The organism is Megasphaera sp. SC8-1, from assembly GCF_024436295.1.
Lineage (GTDB): Bacteria > Bacillota > Negativicutes > Veillonellales > Megasphaeraceae > Megasphaera > Megasphaera elsdenii.
Genome location: NZ_JANFQH010000003.1, coordinates 73,999 through 94,468, shown reverse-complemented (window position 1 = coordinate 94,468; position 20,470 = coordinate 73,999). Strand labels below are relative to the sequence as shown.

21 protein-coding genes and 1 tRNA gene are annotated in these 20,470 nt (G+C 55.3%); 19 read left to right on the top strand and 3 right to left on the bottom strand.

The features are described from left to right. The first annotated feature begins 106 nt into the window (after positions 1–106). Together NOS26_RS00570 and mmuM are read left to right on the top strand one after the other, a co-directional pair. Entirely contained in the window at positions 107–1,543 is a 1,437-nt protein-coding gene (locus tag NOS26_RS00570) for a sodium:alanine symporter family protein (RefSeq protein ID WP_255917109.1), read from the top strand. Then, a complete protein-coding gene (mmuM, locus tag NOS26_RS00565; protein ID WP_014016340.1) occupies positions 1,540–2,490 on the top strand; it encodes a homocysteine S-methyltransferase in 951 nt (316 codons plus the stop codon). The genes NOS26_RS00570 and mmuM overlap by 4 nt, the downstream gene beginning before the upstream one ends. A 74-nt stretch (positions 2,491–2,564) precedes the next feature. Here mmuM and NOS26_RS00560 read toward each other — a convergent pair whose 3' ends face one another. After that, entirely contained in the window at positions 2,565–3,578 is a 1,014-nt protein-coding gene (locus tag NOS26_RS00560; RefSeq protein ID WP_074787196.1) for a YeiH family protein, read from the bottom strand. A 125-nt stretch (positions 3,579–3,703) separates the two neighbouring features. Here NOS26_RS00560 and NOS26_RS00555 point away from each other — a divergent pair, with 125 nt between their 5' ends. The 3 genes from NOS26_RS00555 (at position 3,704) to NOS26_RS00545 (ending at position 6,140) form a co-directional block, all read left to right on the top strand. Further along, positions 3,704–4,588, top strand: a complete 885-nt coding sequence (locus tag NOS26_RS00555; RefSeq protein ID WP_255917108.1) for a LysR family transcriptional regulator — start codon at positions 3,704–3,706, stop codon at positions 4,586–4,588. Positions 4,589–4,698: 110 nt separating this feature from the next. Beyond that, positions 4,699–5,133: a MarR family winged helix-turn-helix transcriptional regulator gene (locus NOS26_RS00550; RefSeq protein ID WP_255917107.1), complete on the top strand. Its 435-nt coding sequence runs from the start codon at positions 4,699–4,701 to the stop codon at positions 5,131–5,133. Between the two features lie 53 nt (positions 5,134–5,186). Then, a complete protein-coding gene (locus NOS26_RS00545) occupies positions 5,187–6,140 on the top strand; it encodes an epoxyqueuosine reductase (RefSeq protein ID WP_255917106.1) in 954 nt (317 codons plus the stop codon). A 30-nt stretch (positions 6,141–6,170) separates the two neighbouring features. Here the strand turns inward: NOS26_RS00545 and NOS26_RS00540 are convergent, their stop codons facing one another. After that, positions 6,171–7,106, bottom strand: a complete 936-nt coding sequence (locus NOS26_RS00540; protein WP_255917105.1) for a glycosyltransferase family 2 protein — start codon at positions 7,104–7,106, stop codon at positions 6,171–6,173. Continuing rightward, entirely contained in the window at positions 7,103–8,779 is a 1,677-nt protein-coding gene (locus NOS26_RS00535) for a glycosyltransferase family 39 protein (RefSeq protein ID WP_255917104.1), read from the bottom strand. The genes NOS26_RS00540 and NOS26_RS00535 overlap by 4 nt, the downstream gene beginning before the upstream one ends. A gap of 195 nt (positions 8,780–8,974) precedes the next feature. Between NOS26_RS00535 and coaE the strand changes: the two genes are divergently transcribed. The 14 genes from coaE to NOS26_RS00465 all read left to right on the top strand — a co-directional run bounded on the left by coaE (position 8,975) and on the right by NOS26_RS00465 (position 20,211). Next, positions 8,975–9,583, top strand: a complete 609-nt coding sequence (coaE, locus tag NOS26_RS00530) for a dephospho-CoA kinase (RefSeq protein WP_027894846.1) — start codon at positions 8,975–8,977, stop codon at positions 9,581–9,583. A gap of 10 nt (positions 9,584–9,593) precedes the next feature. Beyond that, positions 9,594–10,169: a lytic transglycosylase domain-containing protein gene (locus tag NOS26_RS00525; RefSeq protein WP_027894845.1), complete on the top strand. Its 576-nt coding sequence runs from the start codon at positions 9,594–9,596 to the stop codon at positions 10,167–10,169. Between the two features lie 5 nt (positions 10,170–10,174). Then, positions 10,175–10,259 (top strand) — tRNA-Leu (locus NOS26_RS00520). Between the two features lie 89 nt (positions 10,260–10,348). Beyond that, the gene (locus NOS26_RS00515) at positions 10,349–10,963 is read left to right on the top strand and encodes a hypothetical protein (RefSeq protein ID WP_027894844.1); all 615 of its coding nucleotides are present in this window, start codon (positions 10,349–10,351) and stop codon (positions 10,961–10,963) included. 111 nt (positions 10,964–11,074) lie between these two features. Further along, positions 11,075–11,536 carry a ribosome maturation factor RimP gene (rimP, locus tag NOS26_RS00510; protein WP_022496951.1) on the top strand — a complete coding sequence of 154 codons (462 nt, stop codon included), beginning with the start codon at positions 11,075–11,077 and terminating at the stop codon, positions 11,534–11,536. A 14-nt stretch (positions 11,537–11,550) separates the two neighbouring features. After that, on the top strand, positions 11,551–12,702 hold the full coding sequence (gene nusA / locus NOS26_RS00505; protein ID WP_022496950.1) for a transcription termination factor NusA: 1,152 nt from the start codon (positions 11,551–11,553) through the stop codon (positions 12,700–12,702). A gap of 3 nt (positions 12,703–12,705) precedes the next feature. After that, on the top strand, positions 12,706–12,966 hold the full coding sequence (gene rnpM, locus NOS26_RS00500) for an RNase P modulator RnpM (protein ID WP_014016352.1): 261 nt from the start codon (positions 12,706–12,708) through the stop codon (positions 12,964–12,966). Next, on the top strand, positions 12,963–13,268 hold the full coding sequence (locus NOS26_RS00495; protein WP_014016353.1) for a ribosomal L7Ae/L30e/S12e/Gadd45 family protein: 306 nt from the start codon (positions 12,963–12,965) through the stop codon (positions 13,266–13,268). Before rnpM ends, NOS26_RS00495 begins: the two co-directional genes overlap by 4 nt. Positions 13,269–13,282: 14 nt before the next feature. Then, positions 13,283–15,703: a translation initiation factor IF-2 gene (gene infB, locus NOS26_RS00490; RefSeq protein ID WP_255917103.1), complete on the top strand. Its 2,421-nt coding sequence runs from the start codon at positions 13,283–13,285 to the stop codon at positions 15,701–15,703. 15 nt (positions 15,704–15,718) lie between these two features. Next, entirely contained in the window at positions 15,719–16,066 is a 348-nt protein-coding gene (rbfA, locus tag NOS26_RS00485; RefSeq protein WP_014016355.1) for a 30S ribosome-binding factor RbfA, read from the top strand. 5 nt (positions 16,067–16,071) lie between these two features. After that, on the top strand, positions 16,072–17,016 hold the full coding sequence (locus NOS26_RS00480) for a bifunctional oligoribonuclease/PAP phosphatase NrnA (RefSeq protein WP_255917102.1): 945 nt from the start codon (positions 16,072–16,074) through the stop codon (positions 17,014–17,016). Next, positions 17,013–17,894, top strand: a complete 882-nt coding sequence (gene truB, locus NOS26_RS00475) for a tRNA pseudouridine(55) synthase TruB (protein WP_255917101.1) — start codon at positions 17,013–17,015, stop codon at positions 17,892–17,894. The genes NOS26_RS00480 and truB overlap by 4 nt, the downstream gene beginning before the upstream one ends. Positions 17,895–17,905: 11 nt before the next feature. After that, on the top strand, positions 17,906–18,835 hold the full coding sequence (locus tag NOS26_RS00470) for a bifunctional riboflavin kinase/FAD synthetase (RefSeq protein WP_255917100.1): 930 nt from the start codon (positions 17,906–17,908) through the stop codon (positions 18,833–18,835). A 185-nt stretch (positions 18,836–19,020) separates the two neighbouring features. Next, positions 19,021–20,211 (top strand): PLP-dependent aminotransferase family protein, encoded by a 1,191-nt coding sequence (locus NOS26_RS00465; RefSeq protein ID WP_027894841.1) that lies wholly within the window; start codon positions 19,021–19,023, stop codon positions 20,209–20,211. Positions 20,212–20,470: the final 259 nt, after the last annotated feature.

Genomic DNA, 20,470 nt, shown 5'->3' with positions numbered 1-20,470 from the left:
TTGTACCATATCGAAAAGTACGTGACAAATGGAAGGAATCATTGACTTTTTCTATGGCTTATGTCATTCTTAGTAAGTCAGATTATGTATGGATTGGGGGAAGATTATGATTTTGAATGGATTGATGGCGGTCTCCGATGCTTTGTGGGGGACGCCGATGATTGTCGTGCTGGTCAGTATGGGCTTGTATTTGAGCATCCGTTTTCATTTTTACTATAATTTCCGGCACATTGGCTTTCATTTCCGCAATACCTTTGGCAAGATGTTCCAGCGCCATGGCAGCGGCCAAGGGTCGGTATCGGGGTTTGCCGCAGCTTGTACGGCCATGGCCAATACGATCGGCGTCGGCAATATCGGCGGCGTAGCGACGGCCATCGTTTCCGGCGGCCCTGGTGCCGTCTTTTGGATGTGGGTTTCAGGCTGTCTCGGCATGTCGACGAAGGCCTGCGAAATCATTTTGGGCCAGCGCTTCCGCGTCAAGTATTCTGAATCCATGGATGAATACATGTGCGACCGGTCCTTTGTCATGCGCAACGCCCTGGGCTGGCGGAAAGGGGCTTTCCTGCTGGCCATTGCCTGTTTCACTCTGGGTCCCTGGACGTGCAGCGTCCAGACGGAATCCGTCGTCGGCGCCCTGCGGGAAGCCTTCGGCATCGACCCGCTCTGGTCAGCCGCTTTTCTGGGCCTCACCTGTTTCGTCACCATTTTCGGCGGCTTGCGGCGCATTTCGGCCGTCATGGAACGGGTCGTGCCCATCATGGCCCTGCTCTACATCCTCGGCGGCCTGGCCATCCTCGTCCAGCATCTGCCGCAGGTGCCGGCGACGTTGGAGTTAATCGTCCGCAGTGCCTTTACGCCCATGGCCGGTGTCGGCGGTTTCGCTGGGGCCACGGTCAAGGACGCCATGCGCTATGGCATTGCCCGCGGCCTTTATTCCAATGACGCCGGTACGGGCTATGGCATCATCGCCCATGCGACGGCCCGGACGGATCATCCTGTCCGCCAGGCTTCCTGGGGCTGGGGCGAAGTGTTCCTCGATACGATCGTCGTCTGCTCGGTCACGGCCTTGTCGCTGCTCCTGACAAATTCCTACATCGATTATCCCGGTGTCGACAGTGCCAGCTTGACGACGGTCGCCTTCCGCATTTCCTTTGGTGACTGGGGCGCCTGGTTCATGGCCATCGCCATTACGGTCTTTGCCTGGACGACGATCATCGGCATGTATTACAGCTGCGAAAAATCGGTCAACTATGCTTTCGGCGATACCCGGCGCAACCGCAGGGCGACCAAGGTCTATATGATCTATTACATGATTCCCTGTGTCGTCCTCTACAATGCCAAAGCCGATGCTCTGTGGGCCATGACCGATATTTTGTCGGCTATTTACGTCATGATCACGATTTTATTCATCGTCACGCAGCGGAAAGAAATCTTCCGCTTGTTCAATGATTTCTGGTTCCGTTTCCTGCCGGCGCAGGAACGAGGGGAAAATCCGCCTGTCGTCGCTTATGGGACGGTGCCTGTGAAAGGGGAAAGAAAATGAAAAGTACATTGAAACAGATTTTGGACCGCGAGGGCATCCTGGTCCTCGACGGCTCCATGGGGACAGCTTTGGAAAATCTCGGGGCCGATTTGAACAACAAACTGTGGACGGCCCGCGTCCTGGCCGACCGGCCGGAACTGGTCAAGGAAGTCCATATCCAGTATTTCCGGGCCGGTGCCGATGCGGGCATTACCTGCAGTTACCAGGCCTCTTTGCCGGGCCTTATGGAAACGGGGTACAGCCGCGAACAGGCAGAAGCCCTCATCACCCGGGCAGTCCAGGTCTTTTTGGACGCCCGCCAGGAATGGTGGGACGCCGAAGGGAAGCAGGCCGGCCGGTCCTGGCCGCTCTGTCTGGCCAGTGCCGGCCCATACGGGGCTTATTTGGCCGATGGGTCCGAATATAAGGGCCATTACGGCGTCAGTGCCGATACGCTGCGGGACTTCCATCGCCGCCGGGCGGAACTCCTGTGGCAGGCCGGTGCCGACGTCCTGCTCTTTGAAACGGAACCGTCCCTGATGGAAGCGGAAGTGGAAGCGCAGATCGCCGAAGAACTGGGCGCCCCCTATTGGATCAGCTTTTCCTGCTGCGACGGCCGCCACAACTGCGAAGGCCAGCTCCTGGCCGATTGTGCCCGCCAGCTGGCCCGTAACTATCCGCACCTGCAGGCCATCGGCGTCAACTGCACGAAGCCGGAATACATTGCCAGCCTCATCGGCGAATTGAAAGGGGCGTCGGACCTGCCGATCATCGTCTACCCGAACAGTGGCGAAGAATACGACCCGCAGACCAAGACCTGGCACGGCGTCGGGACGGACCGCCGTTTTGGCGATTATGCCCTGGACTACATGAAAGCCGGTGCCGTCGCCGTCGGCGGCTGCTGTACGACCGTAGCCGATCACATTCGCCAAGTCGTCGCCGCCCGCAGGACGTATACGGGAAAATAATCGTTTATAGTACAGAGTTTGTAGTTTGCAGAAAAAGGCGCTGTTGCATGAAGACAGCGCCTTTTTTGCACTTCCTAGAACCACGTGCGCACGATGAACCAGGACAGGGCCAGGATGACGAAGGAGCAGGTGATGGCGCTGACCATGGGGCGGACGCCTTCTTTGGCGATGACTGAGAAGTTGACGTTCAGGCCCAGGGCGGCCATGGCCATGCCCAGGATGAGGTAAGCTATCTTGACCAGCATGGGGACGGCCGATCCGATGGCGGGGATATAGGAGCCGATGGCACTGGCTGCGATGAAACCGCCCATGAACCAGGGGATGGGGACTTTGAATTTCTGATCCCTATCCTGGGACTGACGGCGCTGGCGCCAGGCTTCGACGATACCCAGGATGATGGCAACCGGAGCCAGGAGCAGGACGCGGGATAATTTGGCGATGATGGCGCTGTCTGTCCCGACCGGGCCGGCACTGCCGCCGGCGGCGACGGCGTGGGCGATTTCATGGAGACTCAGGCCGGCCATGACGCCGAACTGGCTGTCCGTAAAGCCCAGGATGGGCTGGGCGAAGACTTCGATGAGTGTAAAGATCGTGCCCAGGATGGCTACGATGGCGACGGCCAGGACGGACTGGTCGGCCTTGGCCTTGAGGGCGCCGGACACGCCCATGACGGCGGCGGCGCCGCAGATGCTGCAGCCACAGGCCGTGAGCAGGGCCAGGGTGTGGTCGACGCGCAGGAAACGGGCGGCGGCGTAATTGAGGGGAATCATGATGGCGACGACAAAGACTGCCGCTTCCAGACTTTGCAGACCGGCGCTGACCAGGACGATGAGATTCAGCTTGAACCCCAGGAAGATGATGCCGGCCCGGAGGAATTTGTTGGCAATGAAGCCCGTACTTTCCCGGGCTGCCAGAGTGACGGGACGGCAGACCTGGATGACCATGCCCAATAGCAGGGCCAGGACGAGATGGCCGATGAGGGAAAAGCCCGGCAGGGCTGCCAGGGATTGGCCGGCCAGGGAACAGGCCAGGGTCAGGACGACACCGAGCAGGGCGTGGCGCCAGTCGATCATAGTGGATAAATGCATGATGAAGTCACTCCTATACTGATATTTGAGATGACTCCAGTATAATCTGCCTCTTTCAATAAGTAAAATACTAGGATATAATATAATCTATAAGTATTTACCTATGAAATGAGGAGGAGAAGTCCATGACCTTGCGCCATTTCCGCATTTTCCTGGCTGTCTGCGAGCGGCTGAGCATGACCGAAGCGGCCCGCCAGCTCCACATCAGCCAGCCGTCAGTCACCCAGGCCATCCATGAAATGGAAAACCATTACGGCATATTGTTATTCGAACGCCTGGGTCGTCATATTTACCTGACCGCTGCCGGCGAGAACTTGAAACAGTATGCCTATCAGATTTTATCGCTCTGCCAGCAGGCTGAAGACAGCCTGACAGCCATGCAGCACTCATTGCCTATCCGCCTGGGCGCGAGCATCACCATCGGCGACATCTTCCTGGTGGAGCTCCTGACGTATTGCCGCAGGACGCAGCCTGACTGGTCTATCTTGTCGGCTATCCACAACACGGAAGAGCTGGAGCAGTTCCTGATCGAAGACAAATTGGACCTGGCCCTCGTCGAAGGACGGGTCCAGTCGCCGTATCTCGTATCCCGCCCCATCCTTACGGATTATCTGACCCTCATCGCCTCGCCGGACAGCGAATGGAGCCGCAAGGCCATTACAGCGCCACAGGACCTGGATGGCCTGCCCGTCTTCGTCCGCGAACAGGGAAGCGGCACGCGGGATCTCTTTGAGCGCGTCCTGGAAGCACACCACCTGACCTGTCAGGTCGTCGGCGTCTATAACAATTCGGAAGCCATCAAGAAAGCCGTCATGGCCAACCTGGGGCTCGCCGTCTTGTCCCGCCGCCTGGTCCAGGACGAAATCAAAACGGGCCGCCTTGTCGAGCTCCCCTTGCCAGATCTTGAATTCAAGCGCCATTTCCGCCTGGTACACCACAAGAATAAATACCTGACCCAACCCATGCAGGACCTCATATCCATCTGCTGCCACAGTGAGGAATGGCTGTAAAGGGCCTATCCTGTGATGTCCCTTTTGATAGCAAATAAGGGCTGACTGCTTCTTGACGAAATCGGTGGCTGATGATAATATAGTGCATATACACGATAAGGAGATAGGACATGAATCAAGAGTGTAATGCCAGCAAGAAAGTTCATTTACGGCAATGTCATTGCTTCAATTTACGGCAAGTTACCTTGGCCGTCACGGCCTTATACGACAAGTATTTGCAAGAAGCAGGGATTACGGCGCAACAGTATTCTATTCTCTGGCATAGTAAGGAATTAGGCCCTCTATCAATTACAGAATTAGCCTCAGCCATGAATTTGGACCGGACGACTCTTTCCCGGAATATTACGCTGCTTACGAAACGAGGATTGCTGGAAACGCTTCCTTCTACAGGGCAGCGAAGACTCGTTCAATTGACAGGGCAGGGACAAGCTGTGTTTGCGCAGGCCTATGAATCTTGGCAGCAAGCGCAGCAGCAACTGGAATCCCGTTTGGGAAAAAAGCAAATGAGCCAGTTAGAAGATTTGTTGGCCCAGCTAATGGGATAGATATATATTTTTTTATTTTAACGTGTATATACACGATATAAGGAGAGCTGAACATGGATACGGATAAATTAGGGCAAGTCATTTACGAGAAGGCCTTAGCCTGTGGTTTTGATGATTGTGGCATCATTCCGGTAGATGATATGGATGGATTTCAACAGCGGTTACAGGAACGGGAAGAAAAAGTCCCGTCCAGTGCCTTTTTTTATCAGGGAATGGGCGATTTTGCGAATATTAAGAAACGCTTCCCTTGGGCAAAATCGGTAATCATCGGTACGTATTGGTTAGGAAAGTACCGCTTTCCCCCTTCGCTGCAGGGGAAATATGGCAAAGCCTTTTTCCTGTCGCCCAGTAATAGTGTCTGTAAGGAGAGTCTCACTGCGCGCAGAGACTTTGAAACGTGGTTTAAGGAGCAGGGAATCCGCTGTGAAGGAGGGGACCAATTTGGTCATCCCAGCATTGGTCCCCTGCGATATGCGGCCATGATGGCAGGGCTGGGGATTATTCGCAAAAATAATTTTTTCTATACGAAAAAAGGTTCTTTTGTGGAGCTGGTGGGATATGTGATAGACCAGAAGGCCTGGTGTCATCATGTACCGGATATACGACCTTGCGCCGAAAGTTGTCATCTGTGTCAAACCCATTGTCCCAGCGGCGCCCTGAAAGGGCCGTTTACCATGAGCCCGCTGGAATGTGTCTCTTTTATCACGACCTTTGCCAAAGGAGAACTCACTCCGGGGCTGAATGATAAGAACTGCAGTACTTGGATTTGTGGGTGTGACAGCTGCCAGGACGCCTGTCCCTATAATCGGCAGCATGACTGGAATCAAGGCGACGCCTATCCCGGACTGGAAGAACTGGCTCCCCAGCTGCAGCCAGAAAAATTACTGGCGCAATCAGATACATTCATCCAAGAGAAGGTCATACCTTATACGGACTATCATATCGCTGCGGACGAAGCCAAAACATTGAAACGATGCGCCGCCCGCTCCTTAGACAATCAGATGTGACCGGGAGAAGGGGACTCCCCTATGATGAATCTATTTTTTTTCTTTTGTACTCTCACCGACGATGTACGGCGGGCGGCCTTTGCTTTCGTTATAGATGCGGCCGACGTATTCGCCGAGGATGCCCATGAAGGTGAACTGGACGCCGCCGATGAAGAGGATAAGGGAGATGAGGGACGGATATCCCGGTACGTCTTCACCGAAGAACAACGTGCGCAGGACGATGAAGACGAGGTAGATGGCGGCGACAAAAGCCAGGATGCAGCCGGTGAAGGCGGCAATGCGCAAGGGCGATGTCGTGAAGCTGGTAATACCGTCGATGGCCAGGTTGAAGAGTTTCCAGTAGTTCCACTTGGTCTTGCCGGCGGCCCGGGGAGGCCTGTCGAAGAGGATTTCTTTCTTCTCGAAGCCAATCCAGCAGAACAGGCCCTTCGTGTAGCGCTGACATTCGCGCAGGCTGCATAAGGCTTTGACGCAGCGCTTGTCCAGAAGGCGGAAGTCGCCGACATCTTCCTGGACCGGGACAGGGGATAACTTTTTCAGCAGGCGGTAATAGACGTGGCTCGACCACTTCTTGAAGAACGTTTCGCCCTCACGGTGGCGCCGGCGGGCCGAGACGTCGCGGTAGCCTTTTTCCCACCAGGCAATCATGTCCGGCAGCAGCTCCGGCGGGTCCTGGAGGTCGGCGTCCATGATGACCAGGGCGTCGCCTTCGGCGTAGTCCATGCCGGCCAGCATGGCCGCTTCCTTGCCGAAATTACGCGACAGGGACACGTAGGCCACGCGCGCATCTTTTTCGTGGAGCTGGCGCAAAATGGGCAGGGTCCGGTCGCGGCTGCCGTCGTTGACGAAGATGAAGGTGAAGGCGTAGTCCCGCAGGCTGTCGATGACGGCGCACGTCCTTTCGTAGAACTGGGGCAGGACGGCTTCTTCGTTATAGCAGGGGACGAGGATATCTATTTGTTTCATCGCTTGTCACCTCCCGCGGCGGCCCGGTTCAGGAGGACCGTGTAGTCTTCCACGTCGAAGCGCTGGGCCGGGGCCGATCCCAGGACGCGCAGGGCTTCGTCGCGGTATTTCGGCTGGACGACGATGACGGCCGGTTCATCGCTGTTCCAGCGGTCATACAGATCCTGGCTGCCGTAGTACATGCCTGTCCGGTCCGTATGATGGATGCCAAATTCCAGTTCGCCCATGAAGTTGCCGGCGGCGATGGGCCGGTCCAGGTAATAGACCAGGCCGGGCATGAACGAGCCGTACATGATGATGGGTGTGCTGTCCGGGACGTGCAGGGCCCGGATGTCCTGGCTGACCGTGTAGGCCGTCTGGTGGTCATGGATCTGCCCTTGGACCTGATGGGCGCCGAGGCCGAAGCCATAGGCCATGACGCTGAGGATGACCAGGACGGAGAAGAAATCCCGCTTGCGGTGCCAGACCCAGGCCGCAGCCAGGGTACCGATGAGGAGCGCCGCTATAAGCAGGCCGCCATGGGTCAGGAAGTCGGCGACGGTCAGGAAATCCGTGTGCATGAGGTAGACGATGCCCGCTGCCGTGAACAGCAGGCAGAGGATGGCGTTGATGAGAAAACTGTGGCCGAGCCAGCGCCCTTGGTGACGACACCGTTCGATGGATGCGGCCAGGAGGACCGACAAGGGCAGCCAGCAGGGCAGGATATACGTCGGCAGTTTCGAATCGGAAACGCTGTAGAAGACGTAAATCAGGCCGGCCCAAAGGGAGAGCAGCAGCAGGTCCTGTTTGTGCCGCAGGGAGCCGGGCTTGCGGAAAATCCCGTCCTTACTGAAGAACGTTGCCAGAAAGCCCGTCCAGGGCATGAGGCCGGCGATGAGGACGGGGACGAAGTAGTACCAGGGATGGAAGCGTTCGTGCATCTTGGTGGCGAAGCGCAGGAAGTGCTCGCGGATGAAGAAGAAATAGAAGAAGTCGGGATTCTTCTGGCAGACCAGGTAGTACCAGGGCATGGCGATGACCAGGAAGAGGGCGATGCCCGGCAGGTAGAAGAGCTTGAGGAAAAGGCGCGGCCGCTTGCTGAGCAGGGCATACCAGAAGAGGATGCCAACGGGGAAGACGATGGCGATGAGGCCTTTCGTGAGCATGCCGAAGCCCATGGCGGCATAGAAGAGGAGCAGGTATTTCTTGTTTTCCGTCCGCTCAAAGACGTAGAACGAGACCAGGCAGGCGTCGATGAAAAAGGTCAGGGCCATGTCCATGACGCCGATAGAGGCGACGATGAGCTGCAGCGCCGACGTAGCTACGATGATGGCGGCGAGGATTCCCGTGCGCCGGCCGTACATGGTGCGGCCCAGCCAGAAGGCCAGGAAAACATTGCCCAGTCCCGTCAGGGCCGGCAGGATGCGGCCTGTAAATTCTTTGAAGCCGAAGAGTTCCATGGACAGGGCCGTGATCCAGTATTGGAAAATAGGTTTCTCGAAATAGGGCATATAGTCGAAATGGGGCGTGATGTAGTCGCCGGAGAGGACCATTTCCATGGCGACCCGGTGATAGCGCCCTTCGTCGAGCTCGATGAGATGATACGACCCGATGTGGGCCAGATAGAGAAAGGCCGCAGCGGCGATGAACAGGCCCATCAAAAAGTGCCGATGGCGGCGGATTGCGTCAGTCATAACTTACCTCCTATGTATATCTTTATCTATAGTATACAGGAGAAATATAAATAAATCCTAAATGGCCTGACGATTTTACGGATTTTCTACGAAACGGCGCAGAAGTTGTGACAATTCTTCTCATCGTGTCATGGACAGACCCGGTATCAGCCGTTATAATGGAAGAAATAGATATTTTCGGAAGGAGCGATTCTTATGTTACATATTGGCCTGACCGGCGGCATTGCCTCCGGCAAGAGTACGGTCGTCACCATGCTGCGCGGATTGGGGGCAGGTATCGTCGACTGCGACGTCATCGCCCACGACGTCGTCGAACCGGGTTCGGAAGGACTTGTGGCCGTCGCCGCGGCTTTTGGGCCGAAGACACTTTTGCCTGACGGCTCCATGGACCGGGCTTACATCGGCAGTGTCGTTTTTGGCGATAAGGCGAAGAAAGCGCAGCTTGAAGCCATTCTTTTCCCCCTCATCCATGCCGGTATCGACGAAGAAATCAAAAAAATTGAAGAAAATAAAAAAAATCCTGTCATTTTCCTTGACATGCCCCTGCTTTATGAGGTAAAATACGATTCGTACGTTGACGAAACGTGGCTGGTGTACGTCGATCCGGTGACGCAGCTTACGCGGCTGATGAAGCGGAACGGCTATTCCGAAAGTGAAGCACTGGCACGGATTCATGCACAGCTTCCTATCGACGAAAAACGGTCGTTAGCCCAGGTCATCATCGACAATACCGGCTCTCCGGAAGAGACGCAGAAACAGGTACTCGTCGCATGGCAGGCCTTGATGGACCGCATCAAAGGGTAGGGAGAAGACGTTGAGAAAAAGAGCAAGCACCAAAGGGAAAATCATCATAGCGGCATTGTTGATTTGTCTGTCCGCATCGTACTTTTATTCTTGGAAAGATGATGTCATGCGGAAGTTCGTATACCCCCTCCAGTATGATTACCTGGTCCGGCAGTATGCGTATGAAGACAAAGTCGACCCCGCCCTGGTAGCGTCGGTCATCTTAGTGGAAAGCAAGTTCGACGAACGCGCTGCTTCGCAGCCCGGTGCTCACGGCCTCATGCAGGTCATGCCCGACACGGCACAATGGATTGCCGATGAAATGGGGATGACTGACTACACGCCTGATAAACTCAACGACGTCCGTACAAACATCAGGTTGGGAACCTGGTATCTGGCCTACTTATTGAAGGAATACGACGGGAATCAAGTACTGGCCTTGGCTGCGTATAATGCCGGCCGGGGACATGTCGACTCGTGGATCCGGAAATATGGCTGGAAAAAAGATTTTCAAGAAATTGAAAAAATCCCCTTTTCAGAAACGCGAGAATATGTTAAAATAGTCTTGCTGAACGAAAAGCATTACAAACAGCTTTACGATTTCTGAGTTATGCGGTTGTGGCGGAATGGCAGACGCGCTGTCTTCAGGCGGCAGTGATCTTCGATCGTGCGGGTTCAACTCCCGCCAACCGCACCATTTTTACTATGGATGCTACATTGATTGAAACACTCAAACAATGGAATATCACAACTGTTCTCCCACTTTCAGTGGGAGATTTTCAGTTATTGGAAGAATATCGCATGATCGAGAAAGACGGCAAGCCCGTCGAGTACCGCCTGTTCACGTATGAGAACGAGGAGAACGGCTGGACCGTGCGGGCCATCTTCAACCCTGAGTCGGAAGAATTTGCTATCCGGACGGACATCGGCATGCTGGAGTTCGCCCTCATCGAATTTATTACGGATTCCTTTGAGCTCTTCCGGTCTATGGTCGAAGAACGGCTGGCGCGGATCATCTACGACGATTACGTCGAACGGAGCCGTAATTTCAGCGTCATCCTCAAGAACAAGGGCGTCCCCGATGTTCAGTGGGATGCGTTCCTGCCGGAGCAGTATCAGGGTTTCCGGCGCCTGGTCAAGCCCAACGATGCCGTGCGCATCATCAACGGGTCCTACATGATCCTGGCCTATTACGACGCGGCGACGCGCAGCGGCCTGTCGCTGATGTACAATCTCCTGCGCGATGACTTCTTTGCCGAACGGCGCGTAGAGAACTTCCCGAACCTGGTCCATGACTTCGATACGTCGTCCCTAAAAGAGCTGGAAAAAGCCTTGCAGAAACGGCTCCTGCCCGTCCTCGACGAGATTGCAGCTGACCGGGATAAAGCGTTGTCAGAATGAGCAGACAGTGGTATACTAAAAGTAATTTAGATGGTTAGATGCAAAGAGTGGGTGAGAGCCCACTCTTAACTTTTACCTATAGGAATTTTTACAGATAAGCTGGTGAATACGATGAGACGTGAACACATTGAAGATTTGATTGCCAAGGAAGTAGAACAGATTATTGAAGGGACCGGTCTGGAACTGGTCGACGTCGAATACGTGCGCGAACGGAACTGGTATCTGCGCGTATTCATTGATAAAGAAGGCGGTGTCGACCTGGAAGACTGCCAGGCTGTCAGTGAGAAGCTGAGCAAGGTCCTCGATGAAAAGGATCCCATCAGTGACAATTATCTCCTGGAAGTATCGTCGCCTGGCCTGGACCGGATCCTCAAGAAGGACAAGGATTTCGTCCGCTATGCCGGCCGGTCCGTCGATATCCATTTCTTTAAAGCCCATGACGGCGTCAAGGATTTGACAGCGGAACTCGTCGGAAAGACAGACGATGGCCAGCTTCAGGTCCGCCTCGACGACCGTGATGAAACCATAGACATGAAAGACATATCGCAAGTCCGTCTGCATATTGATTTTTAGTGGAGGTTATTAACGTGAATAAAGAATTGCTCAATGCTATTGCTTACTTAGCCAAGGAGAAAGGCGTATCTCCGGATGTCATCTGCGACTCCCTGGAAGCCGTCCTGATTACGGCCTACAAGAAGGAACCCGATGCCAACCCGACGGCTGAAGTCGAATTGAACCGTTCGACGGGCGACTATGCCATCAAGGCTGCCAAGACCGTCGTCGATGAAGTCGAAGATCCCCATACGGAAATCGCCCTCGATAAGGCCCGCCTCATTGATGTCAATTATGAAGTCGGCGACGTCGTCAACGTCGATGTCACGCCGGACAATTTCGGCCGCATCGCCGCCCAGGCTGCCAAACAGGTCATGATCCAGCGCCTGCGCGAAGCCGAACGGAACATCGTCTATGATGAATTTTCGGACCGCACGGACGACATCATCACCGGTATCATCCAGCGCATCGAGAACCGCAACGTCTACGTCGACCTGGGCAAGGCCGAAGCCATCCTGCCGGCATCGGAACAGATCCCGACGGAAACGTACAGCGTCGGCCAGCGCATCAAATGCTATGTCGTCGAAGTCCGCAAGACGACGAAAGGCGCCCAGATCCTCGTATCTCGGACCCATCCGGGCCTGCTGAAGCGCCTCTTTGAACTGGAAGTCCCGGAAATCTACGAAGGCGTCGTCGAACTGAAATCCGTTGCCCGTGAACCGGGCCGCCGTTCCAAGATTGCCGTCTATTCCCGCGATGCCAACGTCGATTCCGTCGGTGCCTGCGTCGGCCCGAAAGGCTCCCGCGTCCAGAACATCGTCTCGGAATTGCAGAATGAAAAGATCGACATCGTCAAATGGGATGAAGACCCGGCGGTCTACATCGCCAACGCCCTCAGCCCGGCGCAGGTCATTTCCGTCACCGTCGATGAAGGCGAAAAATCGTCGAGCGTCGTCGTACCGGATTACCAGCTGTCCCTGGCCATCGGCAAGGCCGGCCAGAATGCCCGCCTGGCCGCGAAGCTGACCAACTGGAAGATCGACATCAAGAGCGAAAGCCAGGCTGCCGAACTGGCTGCCCAGGCAGAGGTTCCGCAGGACAGCGAACCGGCTGATGACCTGGACATCCTCAGCGACCTGGCTATGCCGGCTGCTGAAGAAGGCGCAGCTGATACGGAAGGAGAGTAAGCCATGAAGACCCGAAAGACTCCGATGCGCGTCTGTGCCGGCTGTCAGGAACAGAAGAGCAAGAAGGAAATGATCCGCGTCGTCCGCACGCCGGAAGGGACTGTCGAAATCGACAAGACCGGTAAGAAATCGGGCCGCGGTGTCTACCTTTGCCCGAACAGCGAATGTCTGGAAAAAGCCTACAAAGAGCATCGCCTGGAACGGTCCCTGAAGACCAAAGTGTCCGGCGAAATCTATGAACAGCTGAGAAAGGAACTGCTGTGAGCGACAAGGTCCTGAATCTCCTCGGCCTGGCCTGCCGGGCGGGCAAGGCCGTCTGCGGTGATGGAGCCGCACAGAAGACATTGAAGCGCCGGCGCGTCCCACTCTTATTCCTGGCCTCCGACGGCGGCAGCGATAACGTCGAAAAATATCGCCGCCTGGCGGAGCGGAAAGGGATCACCGTCGTTGATACATATACGAAAGATGAATTAGGCAGTGCCGTCGGCAAAGCCCAGACCGTCATCATCCTCATCGATGACAAGGGCTTCGCCGGGGCCATAGAGAAAGTGAAGCGTGATGAATAGAAGGGGGTAACTAGATGACGAAACGAGTATACGAAGCCGCAAAAGAATACGGCGTTCCCGCAAAGACAGTAATCAAGACGCTGGAAGATCATCACATCAAAGCCGGCAATTTCACCGGCATTGACGCCAATATGAAGTCCATCCTCGACGCATCCTTCAAGAAGGGTGCCAAGGGAGAAGCACAACGTGGACAGAAACAGGAAAATAAACAGACAGGGGAAGGAACTAGCCGAAAAGTGAACGAAACGAGCCGACAGAATAAAAACAAAAAACAGGGCAATACGCCGAAACAGAATAACCAGAATCACGATAAGAAACGCCAGAACCAGGGCAATGCACAGAACCAGCCGAACCGCGCTGCCAAGAACTCCCAGGGCCAGAACCAGGGCAATCGTCCGCAGAACAGCCATAAAGGCGGCAATAATGCCGGCCAGAATACGCAGGGCCAGCAGGGCGACAGCAAGCGCACGAAATATTTTGGTCATTCCCAGGGCGGCAATGACGGCAATAACCGCAACAACAGCAAGAACAAGCGCGGCGGCCAGAACAACCGCAATAACAACAAGAACAACGGCAGCCGTCCCCATACGCTGTTGTCCAACGTCCTGAACAAGGGCAAACACAATAAGAACAAGCGCAACCAGAAGCATCAGGCACCGGTCGCATCCGAAGCTCCGAAGAAGAAGAATTATCCGACGTCCGTCGAACTGCCGGAAACGATCATCGTCAAGGACTTCGCCGAACGCCTAGGCCGCGATGTGGGCGAAGTCATGAAGAAGCTCCTCATGGGCGGCATCATGGCTACGATCAACCAGGAACTGGACTTCGATACGGTGTCCCTCATTGCCGATGAATTTGGCGTCACCGTCACCAAGGAAGCGCCGCCGGAAGATCCGACGGAAATCGAAGAAATCATCGATCCGCCGGAAACGCTCAAGACCCGTCCGCCTGTCGTCACCATCATGGGCCACGTCGACCACGGCAAGACGAGCCTCCTCGACGCCATCCGCCAGACCAATGTCACCAGCCACGAAGCCGGCGGCATTACCCAGCACATCGGGGCTTATCAGGTCCGCTATGAAGGCAAGAAGATCACCTTCATGGATACGCCGGGCCACGAAGCCTTCACGGCCATGCGTGCCCGCGGCGCCCAGGTCACGGATATTGCCGTCCTCGTCGTCGCTGCCGACGACGGTGTCATGCCGCAGACCATTGAATCCATCAACCATGCCAAATCGGCAGGCGTCCCGATCATCGTCGCCATCAACAAGATCGATAAAGAAAGCGCCAATCCGGAACACGTCATGCAGCAGCTGACGGAATACGGCCTCATCAGTGAAGACTGGGGCGGCGATACCATCATGGTCCCCGTTTCGGCGCACAAGAAGATCGGCCTCGACGACCTCCTGGAAAACATCCTCGTCCTGGCAGAAGTACAGGACCTCAAGGCCAACCCGAACCGTCCGGCTCAGGGCGTCGTCATCGAAGCCAAGCTGGATAAAGGCCGCGGCCCGGTCGCTTCCGTCCTCATCCAGAAGGGGACCCTCCGTGTCGGCGATACGATCATCGTCGGCACCTGCTTCGGCAAGGTCCGCGCCATGAACAACGAACGGGGCGAACGCGTCAAGAAAGCCGAACCGTCCATCCCGGTCGAAATCCTCGGCCTCAACGATGTACCGGAAGCCGGTGACATCCTCAACGTCACCGACGAAAAGACGGCCCGTTCCGTTGCCGAAAAACGTCTGGAAAAGAAACGTTCGTCTGAACTCCACGTCAATGCCAAAGTCACCCTGGATGACCTGTTCAACCAGATCCAGCAGGGCGAACTGAAGGAACTGCCCCTCATCATCAAGGGCGACGTCCAGGGTTCTGTCGAAGCTCTGAGCCAGTCCCTCATGGGCATCAAGAGCGACGAAGTCCGCATTGCCATCGTCCATTCCGGCGTCGGCGCCATCAACGAATCGGATATCATGCTGGCTTCGGCTTCGAACGCCCTCATCATCGGCTTCAACGTCCGCCCCGATGCGGCAGCCCGCAAGATGGCGGAACATGAAAAAGTCGACATGCGCATGTACCGCGTCATTTACGATGCCATCAACGACGTCGAAGCGGCTATCAAAGGGATGCTGGAAAAGAAATATGAAGAAAAGATCGTCGGCCGTGCCGAAGTCCGCAAAGTCATTACGACGCCGAAAGTCATCGTCGGCGGTTCCTATGTCAAGGAAGGCAAGATCACCAGCACGTCCAAGATCCGCCTCATCCGCAACGGTATCGTCGTCCATGAAGGTGAAATCGACGGACTGCGCCGTTTCAAAGATGATGTCAAGGAAGTCGCAGCCGGTTACGAATGTGGCATTACCCTGGAAAAATATCGCGACATCAAGGAAGGCGACGAAATCGAAGCCTACGAAATGGTCGAAGTCGAACCGGAATAAAGGAGAGTACGTACTATGGGAGAATTACGAGTACGCAAGATACAGGAATTTATCAAACAGGAAGTATCGAAGATGCTCCTGAATGAATTGAAGGATCCGCGCATCGGTTTCGTCACCGTCACCGATGCCCGCATCACCGGCGACCTGCGCGATGCCACGGTCTACGTCAGCCTCTTCGGCAGCGACGAAGCCAAGCAGGAAACGCTGAAGGCCCTGAAGCGCGCCACCGGCTATATCCGCACGGAAGTCGGCAAGCGCCTGGGCATCCGTTATTCGCCGACCATTGTGTTTAAAGAAGATACGTCCCTCGATTACGGGATGAAAATCGATAAAATTCTTCGCGACATTGAAAAGAAGGACTGATATCCATGAATTGTTCGGCTCAGGAAATCTATACCTTACTGCGCCATTATGATAAGATCCTGCTGACGGCCCATGTCAGTCCCGATGGCGACGCCATCGGCAGCCTCCTGGCCTTATGGCACTGGCTGCAGCTGCAGGGGAAGAAAGCCGTCATGGTCATCGACGACGATATCGACGACCGCTATGGCTTCCTCGACGGCCTGCAGTACATCAACAAGCCGGACCAGGTCGAAACGGATGATTCCTGGCTGACTGTCGTCCTCGATGCGACGGGCCTCGGCCGCATCGGCCAGGTGGAAAGCCTGGTCCGCGGCAAGGTCCTCAACATCGACCACCATATTTCCAATGAGCACTTCGCCCAGTGGGAATACGTCCGGCCCGACTGCGCGGCGACGGGGGAAATCCTGACCTACCTCTTTGACCTCTGGCACAGTGACTGGAACACGGCCATGGCCGATGCCCTCTATACAGCCATTGCCACGGACTGCGGCTTCTTCAAGTTCAACAATACGACAGGACATACGCTGCGCATGGCCGCTATCCTCGTCGACCACGGCGCCCGGCCCGATTTCATTTCGGAACACCTCGACGCCCGGTCCCTGGAAAAGCTAAAGGCCCTGTCCAAAGTTCTGGAACATCTGGAACTCTTTGACGACGGCCGCATTTCCTGTCTGTCCTATACGCCGGAAGTCCTCAAGATCACTGGTGAACACACGGGGATGTACATGGATTACGCCCGCAACGTCAAAGGGTCGGAAGTGGCCTTTACGGTCAAATACGTCAGCGACAAGGAAACGCGGGTCAGCCTGCGCTCGAAAGGCATGGACGTCAATGCCGTAGCTGCTGTCTTCGGTGGCGGCGGCCATGTCCGCGCTGCCGGCTGCACCCTGGATAAGCCGCTGGATGAAGCGAAGAAACTCATCGTAAAGGAAATCGAAAAGCGCTTATGATACACGGAATCATCAATGTACTGAAACCGACGGGCATGTCCAGCCACGACGTCATCGGTTGCCTGCGCCGCATCTACGGCATGAAGAAGATGGGCCATGCCGGTACGCTGGATCCCCTGGCGGCCGGCGTCCTGCCCGTCTATGCCGGACAGGCGACGCGCCTCATCGAATACGGCGACAGCGACGTCAAGTCGTATCACGCCGAATTTGCCCTGGGCCTGGCGACGGATACCGAAGACAGTACGGGGACCGTCGTCGAAACGGCTGCCGTGCCGGATTTGTCGGCTGATGACGTGCGCCGTGTCCTGGCGTCCTTCGTGGGCGACATCGAACAGGCGCCGTCTAAATATTCCGCCATCAACGTCAACGGCGTCAAAGCCTATAAACTGGCCCGGCAGGATGTCGACTTCACCCTGCCCGTGCGGCACGTGACCATCCACGACCTGCGCCTGCTGTCCTTCGACGGCCGGCGGGGGACCTTTGCCGTGACCTGTTCCAAAGGGACTTATGTGCGGTCCCTCATCCGCGACCTGGGCCAGGCCCTGGGGACCTGCGCCTGCATGACCTATCTGGTCCGCACCCAGGCCGGGCTGTTCACCATCGACGAGGCCGCGACGCTGGAAGAACTGGAACGGGACCCCATGGCCTATGTCCGGCCGGCCGATATGGCCATCCAGGACCTGAAGAAGGCCAGCTGTTCGGCCAAACAGTGTGCGTTCCTGCTCCAGGGCCGTCCCGTGCCGTTTGCCGGGCCGCACCTGGCAGACGGCGATGTCCTCCGCGTCTATGGACCGGACCAGCGGCTCATGGGCATTGCCCGCTATGATGGGGAACACCATATCCTGCGGCCCCATAAGATGTTCGCAGAGGGATTGTGAGGTAACTAACGATGGAAATATTCCACTCCTTTCAGGAAATCACCGGCTTTACCGGAGCCGTCGTGGCCCTTGGGACCTTTGACGGCGTCCACCGGGGCCACCAGATGGTCATGAAGACGGCTATCAAACGGGCCGCTGCCTGCGGTGTGAAAACCATGGTCGTCACCTTTATGGCCCATCCGCTGTCCGTATTGTGTCCGGAAAAAGAACCGCTGCGCCTGGCCACGATCGGCCAGAAGGCGGAATATATCGAAGCCGTCGGCATCGACGGCCTGGTCCTGCTGCCCATGAGCGAACACCTCTTGCAGGAATCGCCGGAAGAGTTCTGCCAGAACCTGTTGACCTATATCCATCCGTCGGCTATCGTCGTCGGTTCGAATTTCACTTATGGTGCCAAGGCGGCTGGCAATACGGAGACCATGAAGTTCTTCATGAGCCAGTATGACATCCCCGTCGTCGCCCTGACCCTGCTGGAACGGCCGGGCCGGACGACGCCTATCAGCAGCACTGTCATCCGCCGGCTCATCCAGATGGGCCACATGGAAACGGCAGAGAACCTCTTAGGCCGGCCCTTTGCCCTGACTGGCACTATCGTTCCCGGCGATCGGCGGGGGAGGACCATCGGCTTCGCTACGGCCAACATGCTCATCCCCATCAACATGGCCATCCCGCCGGATGGCGTCTACATTACGGAATTGTGGTGGGACGGCGAAGGCCACCCGGCCATGACCAACATCGGCGATAACCCGACCTTCGAGAACCAGTACCGCCGCATCGAGACCCACGTCCTCGATTGGGACGCTGACCTCTATGGCAAAGAAGTGAGCCTGCGCTTCCGAAAGCGCCTCCGCGGTGAAGAAACCTTTGCCAGCGCCGACGACCTCGTCTCCCAGATGAGGAAAGACGAAGCCGCCACGCGCCGGTTCTTTGCAAAGGTTTAACGTTAAACTTAAAACTTCAAACTTAAAAAGGCGCTGTCTTCATGCGACAGCACCTTTTTTTGCTATTTCCATAAAATTTGTAGATTAATGGGCCGTATCGTGGTATAATAATCATTACTACGACGAATGTTTGCTACGCCGTATAAAAGCCATAAAAGAAAGAGAACAGATAGGAGTGAAGTTTTATGGTAAAGTTTTCTGAAGAAGCAAAGAGTTTACATGCATCGGATATCCGTGAAATTTTGAAAGTAACGGAAAATCCGGAAATTATTTCCTTCGCCGGTGGCCTTCCTGCACCGGAACTCTTCCCGATTGACGAAATGATGAAAGTCGACGTGGAAATCTTGAAAAAAGAAGGTCGTCAGGCCGTGCAGTACAGCACGACGGAAGGTTATGTGCCCTTGCGTAAACAGATTGCCAAACGCATGAAAACCTCTTTCCATACGGACTGCACTTATGAAGATATCATCATCACCGCCGGTTCCCAGCAGGGCCTGTCCCTCTTGGGCCAGCTCTTCCTCAACGAAGGCGACATTGTCCTCGTCGAAAGCCCGACCTACATGGGCGCTACGACGGCTTTCGCTGTCAACTTCCCGAATTTCGTCGAAGTTGAAACGGACGACAAGGGCATGGTTCCCGAAGCCTTGGAAGCAGCTATCGAAAAATACGGTGACCGCGTCCGCCTGATGTACGTCATCCCGGAATTTCAGAACCCGACGGGTATCACCTGGCCCCTGGAACGCCGCAAAGCCATCATGGACATCATGAACAAACACGACATCCCCGTCATCGAAGACGATCCCTACGGCGAACTCCGCTATGAAGGCGAAACGATGCCGACGTTGAAATCCCTCGATACCCAGGGCAATGTCATCTTCCTCGGCTCCTTCTCGAAAATCTTCATGCCGGGCCTCCGTATCGGCTGGATGGTCGCTGCCCATGACATCCTGGAAAAGGCCGTCATGCTGAAACAGACCGTCGACTTGCAGACGTCGTCCTTTGCCCAGCGCCAGGCTTCGTACTACATCGATATGTACGACCTCGATGCCCATGTTAAACAGATCCGCGACCTCTATGGCAAACGCCGCACCCTCATGTACGACTCCATGAAGAAATACTTCCCCGAAGGCGTTTCCTTCACCTATCCGGAAGGCGGCCTGTTCACGTGGGTAACCTTGCCGGAAGGCCTCGATGCCAAGGCCATGATGCCGGAAGTCATCGAAAAGAAAGTTGCTTACGTACCGGGCGGTGCTTTCTACCCGAACGGCGGCAACGCCAACCATTTCCGCCTGAACTACTCCAACATGCCGGAAGACCGCATCGTCGAAGGTATTAAACGCCTGGCTGAAGTTTTGAAAGAAAAAATCGGCAAATAATTTAAAATAAAAGGAAATGAGACGCTCTCTCGCGAGGGCGTCTTTTCTTTTGCAAATTTTTTTAAAAAATTTTTACAGTCATTCTTTAATTTTTTTTAAGTTGGATATTTATCATTATCAGTCATTCTCGTTATTTACATTTGATTTATAAGCTTGTACGAAATGTAACATAATGATAACGCAAACGTTTAATTGCATAAAAGTAATTTTGATGATACTATGTAGACATAGATAAACGCGTGATTCATATAACTTGAAG

Coding starts and splice junctions, on each gene's coding strand:
- mmuM (WP_014016340.1), top strand. CDS start 1,540: ATGAAAAGTACATTGAAACAGATTTTGGACCGCGAGGGCATCCTGGTC.
- NOS26_RS00480 (WP_255917102.1), top strand. CDS start 16,072: ATGAATTGTTCGGCTCAGGAAATCTATACCTTACTGCGCCATTATGAT.
- NOS26_RS00470 (WP_255917100.1), top strand. CDS start 17,906: ATGGAAATATTCCACTCCTTTCAGGAAATCACCGGCTTTACCGGAGCC.
- rimP (WP_022496951.1), top strand. CDS start 11,075: ATGAGACGTGAACACATTGAAGATTTGATTGCCAAGGAAGTAGAACAG.
- NOS26_RS00560 (WP_074787196.1), bottom strand. CDS start 3,578: ATGCATTTATCCACTATGATCGACTGGCGCCACGCCCTGCTCGGTGTC.
- NOS26_RS00555 (WP_255917108.1), top strand. CDS start 3,704: ATGACCTTGCGCCATTTCCGCATTTTCCTGGCTGTCTGCGAGCGGCTG.
- NOS26_RS00535 (WP_255917104.1), bottom strand. CDS start 8,779: ATGACTGACGCAATCCGCCGCCATCGGCACTTTTTGATGGGCCTGTTC.
- NOS26_RS00550 (WP_255917107.1), top strand. CDS start 4,699: ATGAATCAAGAGTGTAATGCCAGCAAGAAAGTTCATTTACGGCAATGT.
- NOS26_RS00570 (WP_255917109.1), top strand. CDS start 107: ATGATTTTGAATGGATTGATGGCGGTCTCCGATGCTTTGTGGGGGACG.
- NOS26_RS00540 (WP_255917105.1), bottom strand. CDS start 7,106: ATGAAACAAATAGATATCCTCGTCCCCTGCTATAACGAAGAAGCCGTC.
- rbfA (WP_014016355.1), top strand. CDS start 15,719: ATGGGAGAATTACGAGTACGCAAGATACAGGAATTTATCAAACAGGAA.
- NOS26_RS00545 (WP_255917106.1), top strand. CDS start 5,187: ATGGATACGGATAAATTAGGGCAAGTCATTTACGAGAAGGCCTTAGCC.
- infB (WP_255917103.1), top strand. CDS start 13,283: ATGACGAAACGAGTATACGAAGCCGCAAAAGAATACGGCGTTCCCGCA.
- NOS26_RS00465 (WP_027894841.1), top strand. CDS start 19,021: ATGGTAAAGTTTTCTGAAGAAGCAAAGAGTTTACATGCATCGGATATC.
- rnpM (WP_014016352.1), top strand. CDS start 12,706: ATGAAGACCCGAAAGACTCCGATGCGCGTCTGTGCCGGCTGTCAGGAA.
- coaE (WP_027894846.1), top strand. CDS start 8,975: ATGTTACATATTGGCCTGACCGGCGGCATTGCCTCCGGCAAGAGTACG.
- truB (WP_255917101.1), top strand. CDS start 17,013: ATGATACACGGAATCATCAATGTACTGAAACCGACGGGCATGTCCAGC.